8 protein-coding genes are annotated in these 10,690 nt (G+C 64.6%); 3 read left to right on the top strand and 5 right to left on the bottom strand.

Translation table 11 applies throughout. From position 1 onward, the window contains the following. Positions 1-228 precede the first annotated feature (228 nt). On the bottom strand, positions 229-1,161 hold the full coding sequence (locus AC3WS7_RS04795; protein WP_492655545.1) for a LysR family transcriptional regulator: 933 nt from the start codon (positions 1,159-1,161) through the stop codon (positions 229-231). A gap of 133 nt (positions 1,162-1,294) precedes the next feature. Between AC3WS7_RS04795 and AC3WS7_RS04790 the strand changes: the two genes are divergently transcribed. Next, the gene (locus AC3WS7_RS04790; protein WP_492655544.1) at positions 1,295-2,272 is read left to right on the top strand and encodes a hypothetical protein; all 978 of its coding nucleotides are present in this window, start codon (positions 1,295-1,297) and stop codon (positions 2,270-2,272) included. Positions 2,273-2,296: 24 nt separating this feature from the next. Beyond that, entirely contained in the window at positions 2,297-2,980 is a 684-nt protein-coding gene (locus tag AC3WS7_RS04785) for a glutathione S-transferase family protein (RefSeq protein WP_296471656.1), read from the top strand. Between the two features lie 74 nt (positions 2,981-3,054). Here AC3WS7_RS04785 and AC3WS7_RS04780 read toward each other — a convergent pair whose 3' ends face one another. From AC3WS7_RS04780 to AC3WS7_RS04770, 3 genes are read right to left on the bottom strand one after another with little or no spacing between them, the layout of a single operon-like run. Further along, positions 3,055-4,485, bottom strand: coding sequence for an efflux transporter outer membrane subunit (locus AC3WS7_RS04780; protein ID WP_492655543.1), 1,431 nt, complete (start codon positions 4,483-4,485; stop codon positions 3,055-3,057). Then, positions 4,478-7,633: an efflux RND transporter permease subunit gene (locus AC3WS7_RS04775; protein WP_492655542.1), complete on the bottom strand. Its 3,156-nt coding sequence runs from the start codon at positions 7,631-7,633 to the stop codon at positions 4,478-4,480. Before AC3WS7_RS04775 ends, AC3WS7_RS04780 begins: the two co-directional genes overlap by 8 nt. Before the next feature lie 21 nt (positions 7,634-7,654). Beyond that, entirely contained in the window at positions 7,655-8,917 is a 1,263-nt protein-coding gene (locus AC3WS7_RS04770; protein WP_492655541.1) for an efflux RND transporter periplasmic adaptor subunit, read from the bottom strand. A gap of 188 nt (positions 8,918-9,105) precedes the next feature. Between AC3WS7_RS04770 and AC3WS7_RS04765 the strand changes: the two genes are divergently transcribed. Then, positions 9,106-9,732 (top strand): TetR family transcriptional regulator, encoded by a 627-nt coding sequence (locus tag AC3WS7_RS04765; RefSeq protein WP_296471648.1) that lies wholly within the window; start codon positions 9,106-9,108, stop codon positions 9,730-9,732. Between the two features lie 52 nt (positions 9,733-9,784). Here the strand turns inward: AC3WS7_RS04765 and AC3WS7_RS04760 are convergent, their stop codons facing one another. Continuing rightward, positions 9,785-10,600, bottom strand: a complete 816-nt coding sequence (locus AC3WS7_RS04760) for a helix-turn-helix domain-containing protein (RefSeq protein WP_296471646.1) — start codon at positions 10,598-10,600, stop codon at positions 9,785-9,787. Between the last annotated feature and the right edge of the window lie 90 nt (positions 10,601-10,690).

The following is a 10,690-nucleotide window of genomic DNA, read 5'->3' as shown; positions in this document are numbered from 1 at the left end:
CCACGCAAAACGCTCGGCTTCCAAACACCCGCTGAGATGTTCAGCGAATGTGTTGCATCGACCGGTTGAATCCGCCGTCGATTGCTGCCGCCCCTACAAAGTCCTTGAGGTCCATGCTGGGCATTGTTTCTACTGGTAGGGGCTAGTATTTTTCGGTTGGATCTTTTTGACAGGATATCTTTAGATGTGCTCTCAAATTCATAGCATCTATCAAATATTCCATGAGGTCTAGGGCCTTAAACCCTTCACAGCCACATCCCACGCCGCTGGTTCCCCAAACTCCTTCTTCAAATGCGCAATGAACAATTGCGCCTTGGTAGCGTGTGATCGGCCGGGCAGGCGCACGGCGTGGATGGCCGAGGGTGTGGGCACTGCAGGCGCTACCGCGTCGGGGAAAAGTTGCACCAGTTGGCCGGCCACCAACATGTCGCAGACCAGCCAGCTGGCCAGGTGCACGATACCCAGGCCGTCCAGGGCGGCGCGTTGCAGGGCTTCGATGTCGTTGGTGCGCAGTGGGCCGCGCACGGCGAGGGGGCGGCCACCCTGCACACCGGCAAAGCTCCACATGCCCACGGGCGCAGGCGTGGTGGCCACGGTAAGGCAGCGGTGGTTTAGCAGGTCCGCCAGCGCTGCCGGGCGGCCGTGGCGGGCCAGGTAGTCGGGGCTGGCGCAGACCAGCCGGTGCATGGGGGCCAGGCGCGTGGCCACCAGGTCGCTGTCGGGCAGGGCGCCCACGCGCACGGCCACATCCACGCGTTGCGCGGCCAGGTCGATTTGTTGGTCGCTCAGGTGCAGCTCCAGCTCAATCTCTGGGTACTGGCGCAGAAAGCGCGTGGCGGCGGGGGTGACATAACGCTGCCCAAACGCCGTGGGCGCGGTCACGGTCAGCAGGCCGCGCGGGTCGGCCTGGCCCTCGGCCAAGGCCTCCTTGGCGTCGTCCAGCTCGGCCACGATGCGGCGCGCGCTGATGGCAAATTGCTCGCCCGCATCGGTGAGCTGCAGCAGGCGTGAGCTGCGGCGCAAGAGCTTCACGCCCAGTTCGGCCTCCAGCGCGTCGATCTTGCGCGTGACGGAGGACACAGCTACTTCCTGCTTGCGGGCCACTTGCGAGAAATTGCCGGCCGCGGCGACGGCCAGAAAGGTGCGGAGTTCTTCAATCATGGGGTACGGGGTGGGTGAGCTTTGCAAATATCGGAAAGATTGTTTGCGATGAATGTGATTGTTGCGATTAACGCAAATTTCCACAATACCTCCACCCCAACCCAAAGGCCCACGGGCCAGAAAGCGAAACTCCATGAAATCCCTCTCCAATACAGTCTCCCAACGTTTCTCCATCCGCCGCGCCGCCTGGATGGTCGCCACCCCGCTGGCACTGGCGGCCCAACTGGCCATGGCCGGTGGCAACATCGGCTTCACGGCCGACACGGTCTACCCCGAAGGCGTGGCCTGGTCCGCGCAGCAGCAGGCCTTTCTGGTCAGCTCGGTGCGCCACGGCACCATCGGCAAGGTCACCCTGCGCGGTGCGTACAGCGCCTTCATCACCGACAGTGCACTGGTCACTACCGCTGGACTGGCGCTGGACGCCAAGCGCAATCTGCTGTGGGTAGCCATTGGCGACTTGGGCGCGGCCACCCACAGCGGCCCGGCCACGCAGGGCAAGCTGGCCGCCGTGGCGGCCTACAACGCCAAGACCGGCCAGCGTGTGGCCTACCACGACCTGGGCAGCCTCTTTGCTGGCGCCCACTTTGCCAACGACCTGGCGCTGGATGCCCAGGGCAATGTGTATGTGACGGACAGCTTCTCCCCGGTCATCTACCGTGTGGACACGGCGGGCAAGGCCACGGTGTTTGCGCAGAGCGAGCTGTTCACCGGCGAGAACTTCAACCTCAACGGCATCGTGGCCCATCCGGACGGCTACCTGCTGGTCAACAAACACAACAGTGGCGAGCTGTTCCGCGTGAGCCTGAAAGACCCGACGCAGATCGCGCGCGTGCAACTGCCTGAAGTGCTGAAGGGCGCCGACGGCATGGTGCTGCGCATGCCGGGCCGCGTGACCCTGGTGCAGAACAGCGGTGCCGACCGCACGCTGGACCTGGTGTCCACCGATGGCTGGAAGACCGCCAGCATCGCCCGCACGCAAAAGAGCCTGCAGAGCTTTCCTACCACGGCCGCCCAGGTGGGCAAGGACGTGTACGTCATGAACTCCCGCCTGGACACGCTGCTGACCCCGGATGCGCCCAAGGTCAGCGACTTCATCCTGCAAAAGTACTAAGACTCAGCGACGAGGAGAAACCCCATGCTCAAGTTCTATTACCACCCGTCCCCCAACCCCGCCAAGGTGGCGTTGTTCCTGGAGGAGTCTGGCCTGCCCTACGAGATGGTGCCGGTGGACACCGCCCGGGGCGAGCAGCACAGCGCGGCCTACCGCGCCATCAACCCCAATGGCAAGACCCCGGCGTTGGTGGATGGTGACGCCACCGTCTTTGACAGCAATGCCATCCTGCTCTACCTGGCGGTGCGGCATGGCAAGTTTTTGCCGGAGAACCGGCCGGAGGTGCGCAGCCAGATGTACTCCTGGTTGATGTTCATCGCCACGGGCATAGGCCCCTTCTCGGGCCAGGCCGTGCACTTCCGCCACTTTGCGCCCGAGCCCAAGGACTACGCCCTGAACCGCTACGCCTTCGAGGCGCGCCGCCACTGGAAAATCATTGACGAGCACCTGGCCACGCGCACCTTCATGGTCAACGAGGAATACACCATCGTCGACATGGCGCTATGGGGTTGGGTGCGCGCCTTCCCGTATGTGTTTGGCGACGCGGGCTGGGCAGACTACCCGCACGTGAAAAGCTTCTTTGACCGCATCAACGCCAGGCCGGCAGCGCAGCGTGCGGAGGCGCTGAAGGATCTGCATGCGTTCAAGACGGCGTACGACCAGGAGACGCTCGACGCGCTGTATCCGCAGAACGTGGCGGTGGAGTAGATAGAAACAAAAACAGCTCCTAAATTAGGAGCTGTTCGCGCAATATCCACGGGATCTAGAGCCCGATTTGTCTATTATTTCTGCTCTGCAGCAGCCTCCGTCCAGCCACCACCCAGCACCTTGTACAGGGTCACCAGGTTTTGCAGTTGCAGTGCCTGCACTTGCACCACGGCTTGTTGGGCGGTGAAGAGCGAGCGTTGGGCGTCCAGCACGTCAAACGAGCTGGCCACGCCGTTCTGGAAGCGCAGGTCGGTCAGGCCCATGCGGGTCTTCTCGGCTTCCAGTTGGGCGGTTTGCGCTTGCAGCTGGTCACCCAGCGTGGCGCGGCCGGCCAGGGCGTCGGCCACTTCCCTAAAGCCGGTCTGGATCGCTTTCTCGTACTGGGCCACGGCGATTTCCTTGTTCACCTTGGCGGCTTCCAGGTTGGCCTGGTTGCGGCCTGCGTCAAACAGCGGCATCAGCAGCTGGGGCACAAAGCTCCAGGCGCTGGTGCCGTTGTTGAACAGCGTGTCCAGGTCGTTGCTGGCCACACCGGCGCTGGCGGTGAGCGTGATACGCGGGAAGAAGGCCGCGCGTGCTGCGCCGATGTTGGCGTTCAGGGCCAGCAGGTTTTGCTCGGCCTGGCGCACATCGGGGCGGCGCACCAGCAGCTCGGACGGCACACCGGCGGGCAGGTCGGCCAACAGGCCTTGCTCGGCCATCGGCACACCGGCGGGCAGGTCGGCGGGCAGGGGCTGGCCCACCAGCAGCACCAGGGCGTTTTCGTCCTGGGCGCGCTGGCGCGTCAGCTGGGCCAGCGACACCTTGGCCGCCTCCAGCAGGCTTTGTGCACTGCTCAGGTCCAGCTTGGAGGCCGCTTCGTTGTCAAACTTGAGCTGCATGAGGCGCAAAGACTCTTGCCGCGTCTTGAGTGTCTCGCGGGTGGCGCGCAGCAGCTCGTCGTCGGCCAGCAGGTTCAGGTAGGTGTTGGCCACCGACGCGATCAGGCTGATCTGCACCGTCTTGCGCGCTTCCTCGGTGCCCAGCAGCTGGGCCTGGGCGGCCTGGCTGAGGGCGCGCACGCGGCCAAAAAAGTCCAGCTCATACGCGGTGACGGAGAGGCCTGCGGTGTAGCTGCTGGTGATGGCGCCGCTGGCGGCCGGGCCACGGCTGCCGCTGATGCCGGCGTTCACCGTGGGCAACTGGTCGGCACGCGCTACCTGCAGCTTGGCGCGGGTTTGCTCGATGTTGAGCACGGCCACGCGCAGGTCGCGGTTGTTTTGCAGGGCCAGCTCAATCAGGCGCTTGAGGCGCGCATCCTTGAAGAAGGTCTGCCATTCAATGTCGGCCGCGGTGCGGGCGCTAGCGTCTGCCGCAGGGGCCTGGGCCGCAGCGGTGGGGAAGCTCTCGGCCACCGGCGCCGCAGGGCGGCTGAAGGTGGGGATGAAGCTGCAACCGGCCAGCCACAAGGCGGCGGACAGGGTGGCCAAGCGCAGGGCCGGGCGTGCAATAGAAGGCTTACTCATGGGTATCCACTCCGATCTGGTGTCCGTGTTCTGCGTCAAATTGGCGCTGGCGTTCGCTGCCCTTGAAGAGGCTGCGCACGACCACAAAAAAGATAGGCACAAAAAACACCGCGAGGGCCGTGCCCACCACCATGCCACCGATCACACCGGTGCCGATGGCGCGCTGGCTGGCCGAGCCTGCGCCGCTGGCAATGGCCAGAGGCAACACCCCCAGCATGAAAGCCATGGACGTCATCACGATGGGGCGGAAGCGCATGTGCGCTGCGGCCAGGGCCGACTCGATCACGCTCTTGCCCTGGGCCTGCAGGTCCTTGGCAAATTCAATGATCAGAATCGCGTTCTTGGCGGACAGACCAATGATGGTGATCAGGCCGACCTGGAAGTACACGTCGTTGGCATAACCGCGGAACAGGGTGGCCAGCACCACGCCCAACACGCCCAGTGGCACCACCAAAATCACCGACAGCGGGATGGACCAGCTCTCGTACAGCGCGGCCAGGCACAAGAACACGGCCAGGATGGCGAAGGCGTACAGGATGGTGGCTTGCGAGCCGGCCTGCTTTTCCTGGCGCGACTGGCCTGTCCACTCAAAGCCAAAGCCGGCGGGCAGCTGGGCTGCGAGTTTTTCCATCTCGTCCATGGCCTCACCGGTGCTGTAGCCAGCGGCTGCTGCACCGCCAATACGCACGGCGGGGTAGCCGTTGTAGCGCACGGTCTGCATGGCGCCCTTGATCCAGCGGGTGCTGGCAAAGGCGGATAGCGGCACTGCCTTGCCCTGGTTGTTGATGGCGTTGAACTTGAGGATGTCGTCGGGCTGCATACGCGCGGTGGCGTCGGCTTGCACCACCACCCGTTGCAGGCGGCCTGCGTTGGGGAAGTCGTTGATGTAGCTCGAACCCAGCGCCGTGGAGATGGTGCTGTTGATCGAATCAAAGCTCACGCCCAGGGCGCTGGCCTTGTCGCGGTCAATGTCGATTTGCAACTGCGGTGCGTCTTCCAGACCGTCCGGGCGCACTTGCGTGAGCACCTTGCTTTTGCCTGCCATGCCCAGCAACTGGTTGCGTGCGGCAATCAGCGCGTCGTGGCCCTTGCCGCCGCGGTCTTGCAGGCGGAAGGTGAAGCCCGAGGCCGAGCCCAGCTCGGGAATGGGGGGCGGGCTCAGCGGGAAGATGAACGCATCGCGGATGCCCATGAGCGCACCAAAGGCACGGCCTGCCAGCGCCTCGGCCGACTGGCCGGGGCCTGGGCGGTCGGCCCAGTCTTTCAGCGTCACAAAGCCCAGCGCCGCATTCTGGCCCTGGCCGGAGAAGCTGAAGCCCAACACCGCCACCATGCTCTGCACTTCAGGCTGTTTCAGGATAAAACCTTCGACCTGTTGCATCACATTGAGCGTGCGTTCTTGGGTGGCACCGGGAGGCAGCTGCACGTTCACGATGATGGAACCCTGGTCTTCACCGGGCAAAAAGGACGTGGGCAAGCGCATGTAGACCACGGCCACGGCGCCAATGATGGCGGCGTAGATCACCAGGTAGCGGCCAGCCTTCTTGAGCAGGCGCGTGACTACGCTCTCATAACCCTTGGCCGTGCTGTTGAAGCGGCGGTTGAACCAGCCAAAGAAACCGGTCTTGGCATGGGCGTGGCCGGCCTCCACGGGCTTGAGCAGCGTGGCGCACAGTGCGGGCGTGAGCGACAGGGCCAGGAAGGCCGAGAACGCGATGGAGCTCACCATTACCGCCGAGAACTGGCGGTAGATATTGCCCACCGAGCCGGCAAAGAACGCCAGCGGCACAAACACCGCAATCAGCACCACGGTCACGCCGACGATGGCGCCCGAGATCTGGCCCATGGCCTTGCGCGTGGCCTGCAGCGGCGGCAGACCTTCCTCGCTCATGATGCGTTCGACGTTCTCCACCACCACGATGGCGTCGTCCACCACGATACCGATCACCAGCACCATGCCGAACATGGTCAGCACGTTGATGGACATGCCCAAGGCCAGCAGTGTGGCAAAGGTGCCCAGCAGTGCCACCGGCACCACGATGGTCGGGATGATGGTGTAGCGCCAGTTCTGCAAGAACAGGAACATCACCAGGAACACCAGCACCACGGCTTCCACCAGGGTCTCGGCCACTTGCGAGATGGAGATTTGCACAAAGCGCGAGCTGTCGTAGGGGATGCTCCACTTCACACCAGCGGGGAAGTAGCTTTGCAGTTCCTCCATGCGTGCACGCACGGCCTTGGCCGCGGCCATGGCGTTACCGCTGGGCGAGAGCTGCACGCCGATACCGACGGCAGGCTTGCCGTTCAGGCGCGCAGACGTTGCGTAGCCTTGGGCACCGAGTTCGATGCGGGCCACGTCCTTCAGGCGCACGGCGGAACCATCGGCGTTGGAGCGCAGGGCGATGTTGCCAAACTGCGCGACGCTGCCGAGCTGGCCGTTCACCACCACCGTGGCGGCAATGCTTTGGCCGGTGATGTTGGGCAGGTCACCAATGGCGCCGGAGGACACCTGCGCGTTCTGCGCGCGGATGGCGGCGTTTACTTCGGCGGCCGACAGGTTGAAGGACGCCAGCTTGGCCGGGTCTACCCACACGCGCATGGCACGCTCGGTACCGAACAGCTGGGCCTGGCCGATGCCGGGCAGGCGCTGCAGCTCGGGCACGATGTTGCGGGAGGCGTAGTCGCCCAGTGCAACGGTGTCCAGCTCGGGGCTGTCCGAGGACAGCATGGTGAACAGCAGGAAGTTGGAGCGCGACTTGTCCACGCGCACACCCTGCTGCGTCACCGCTGCGGGCAGGCGCGGGGTGGCGCGCGACAGGCGGTTTTGCACGTCCACCTGCGCCAGGTCGGCGTTGGTGCCGGTCTCAAAGGTCAGCGTGATGCTGCCGGAGCCGTCGGCCTGCGCCACCGATTCCATGTAGATCAGGCCGGGCGAGCCGTTCATTTCGCGCTCGATGACGGACAGCACGCTGTCCTCCAGCGTTTGCGCCGATGCGCCGGGGTAGGCCGCGTTGACGACGATGGAGGGCGGTGCCACCGGTGGGTACTGCGAGATGGGCAGCTGCGTGATCGCCACGCCGCCCATCACCAGGATGAACAGCGAGATCACCCATGCAAAGATGGGGCGGTTGATAAAAAACTGGGCCATGGAAAAGTGCCTCGTGTGTGCTTATTTGCCTGCGGCCGATGCAGCAGCGGCGGGGGCGGATGCTGCGGCGCCGGGGGCACCGGCCGCGGCAGGCGCAGCGCCTGTCCAAGGCACGGGCTTCACGGGGGCGCCGGGCACCATCATTTTCTGGAAGCCATCGACGATGACCTGGTCGCCTTCTTTCAGGCCGTCCAGAATCACCCACTGGTTGTTCTGGGCGTTGCCGACCTTCACAGGGCGCGGACCGGGCTTGCCGCCTTCACCCACCACCAGCACGCTGTCGCCCTGGTTGGTGCGGGTCACGGCCTGCTGGGGCAGCAGGACGGCGGAGGGCAGCTCGGCTTGCGACAGGCGCACACGCACGTATTGGCCGGGCAGCAGCAGGCCGTCGGTGTTGGGCACCTCGGCACGCAGCGTGATCTGGCCGCTGCTGGCGTCCACCGTCAGGTCGCTGAACAGCAGCTTGCCGGGTTTGGCCAGCTCGGTGCCGTCTTCCAGCACCACTCGCACGGGCACCGAACCATCGCCCGATGCGCGCAGCTGCTTGGAGGCAATCGCCTTGCGCAGGCGTAGCACGTCGGTGCTGCTCTGGGTGAAGTTCACATACACGGTGCCGGTTTGCTGGATCACCGCCATCTGGGTGGCCTCGGTGGCACTGACCAGGGCGCCTTCGGTGACCAAAGACTGGCCAATGCGGCCGGAGATGGGTGCCGTGATGTTGGCGTAGTTGAGGTTGATGCGCGCGGTCTGCACGGCGGCTTTGGCGGTGGACAGGTCGGCTTCGGCCTGGCGCTGGGCGGTCACCAGGGTGGTGTATTCCTGCTTGCTGACGGCGTTGGCCTCCATCAGCGGCTTGTAGCGCTCCGCCTGGGCGGTGGTCTGGGCCACATTGGCCTGGGCCTTGGCCACGCTGGCTTCAGCGCTTTCCAGGCTGGCACGGTAGGGGGCAGAGTCGATCTGGTACAGCACCTGACCGGCCTTGACTTCGCTACCTTCGCGGAACAGGCGCTGCAACACCACACCGTTGACCCGGGCACGCACCTGCGCCACACGCACTGCGCTCACGCGGCCGGGCAGCTCGGACTGCAGGGCCACGGACTGCGCGGCCACGGTGACCACGCCGACTTCGGCCGGGGGCATGCCGCCGCCAGGGCCACCCGCAGCAGGGGCACCGTCTTTGGCACCACAAGCGACCAGGGCAACGGCCAACGGAATGGCCAGCATGGCCACGCGGCCGGTAGAGGTATAGGGCGAATGGCCCTGGGTCTGACGGAGCAGCGACATACAGATTTCCCTTGTGACAAAGGTGGTTGGGGGAGGCAATCGGGGGAGGGCTTGCCGGCGGTTTGATCTAGGGCAAACCCTCGATAAAAACAGAACCATACCGCGGCAATGGGGTTTAGTATACATACATGCACGAATGTATGTTTGAAAAAAACTACAATTCCCACACATTTTCATGAGGTCAAACCATGGCCCGCAAAACCAAAGAAGACGCCCTTGCCACCCGTGAATTGATACTGGACGCTGCGGAACGTGTGTTCCACCAGCGCGGGGTGTCACGCACATCGCTGCAAGAAATCGCCAAGGACGCAGGGCTGACCCGCGGCGCCATTTACTGGCATTTTGAGAACAAGGGCGAGCTGTTCCACGCCATGATGGAGCGGGTGACCCTGCCCATGATGGCGCGCATGACGGAGATCACCCCGGCCGACGAAGAGCGCCCGCTGGACAAAATCCGGCGCAACACGATGGCGGCCCTCCAGCAGATCGCCCACAACCCGCAGGTGCGCCGCGTGTTCGAGATTGCCACCCAGAAGGTGGAGTACGTGGACGAACTGCTCAGCATGCGCGAGCGCCACATTGCCGGGCGCAATGACTGCATTGATGACATGCACCGCCTGATGCAACTGGCGTGCGACAAGGGCCATATGCGCCGGGAGATGGACGTTCGCCACGCCACGCTGGGCCTGTTCGCCCTGATTGGCGGGCTCAAATACAACTGGCTGCTGGACCCGCAAGCCTTCGACCTGGAGCAGGTGGGCATGGCCACACTGGACGCTTATTTGGCTGGTCTGGCGGTGCCCGGGGCACTGTGACGGGCGTGAATTGCTCCTGTTTTGGTAGCTGCTTGCGCAGTATCCACGGGGGCTAGAGGCCTATTTGGCTATAGAATTGCTGCAGCACGGCGGCTGTGGTCGCATCGGCGGGCAAAAAGGTTTCCAGCGCCAGCTCCTGCAGCGTGATGTCCATGGGCGAACCAAAAATGGTCACCGTGCTGATGAAGTTGAGTTGGCCGTGTGCCGTGTCCAGCTGAAACGGCATCACCACGCCGCGGGTCTCGCCCTGCAGGTGGGCACGGTCCGGGCCGTGGCTGGCGTCATACCCCTGCAACTCTTCCAACAAGGCCTGTAGCGCGGTGTCGCCCGTGCTGTGGATTTGTTGGCGCAGGCGTTCAAACAGGTGGTGTTTCCACTGCCCCAGGTTGGCAATGCGTGGCGCCAGCCCCTCGGGGTGCAGGCTCAGGCGCAGCACATTCACCGGGGGTTGCAAAAGCGCAGGCGCAATGTCGGCCAGAAACACGGGTACCAGGCGGTTGGCGCTCACCATGTTCCAGTGCCGGTCCATCGCCAGTGCGGGGTTGGGCTCGTGGCAGCGCAGGATCAGGTCCACCGCCGCACGCGCCTCGGCCATGTCGGGGTGGTCCAGCGGGCGTTCGCGGTACATGGCGGCGTAGCCGGCGCTGGTGAGCAATTGGTTGCGCTCGCGCAGCGGAACCTCCAGCCGTTCGGCCAGGCGCAGCACCATCTCGCGGCTGGGCACCGAGCGGTCGGTCTCCAGAAAACTCATGTGCCGGGTGGAGATGTCGGCCTGCTGGGACAGCTCCTGCTGGCTCAGGCGGCGGTGCTGGCGCCAGTGCCGCAGGCGCTGGCCAAAGCTGGCAGGGGCAGAGGTGGGGGTGTGCATGGCGGCATCGTAGCGCTCCCCCATGCCTTTGCGGCGTGGTGCGCATGACCTCCGAGGTAATGGCTTTGCCGCGCGCTGCGCCGCACCATG

Source organism: Rhodoferax sp. EU05-FHT12H12 (genome assembly GCF_058791215.1).
This window is presented reverse-complemented; position numbering and strand designations above follow the sequence as displayed.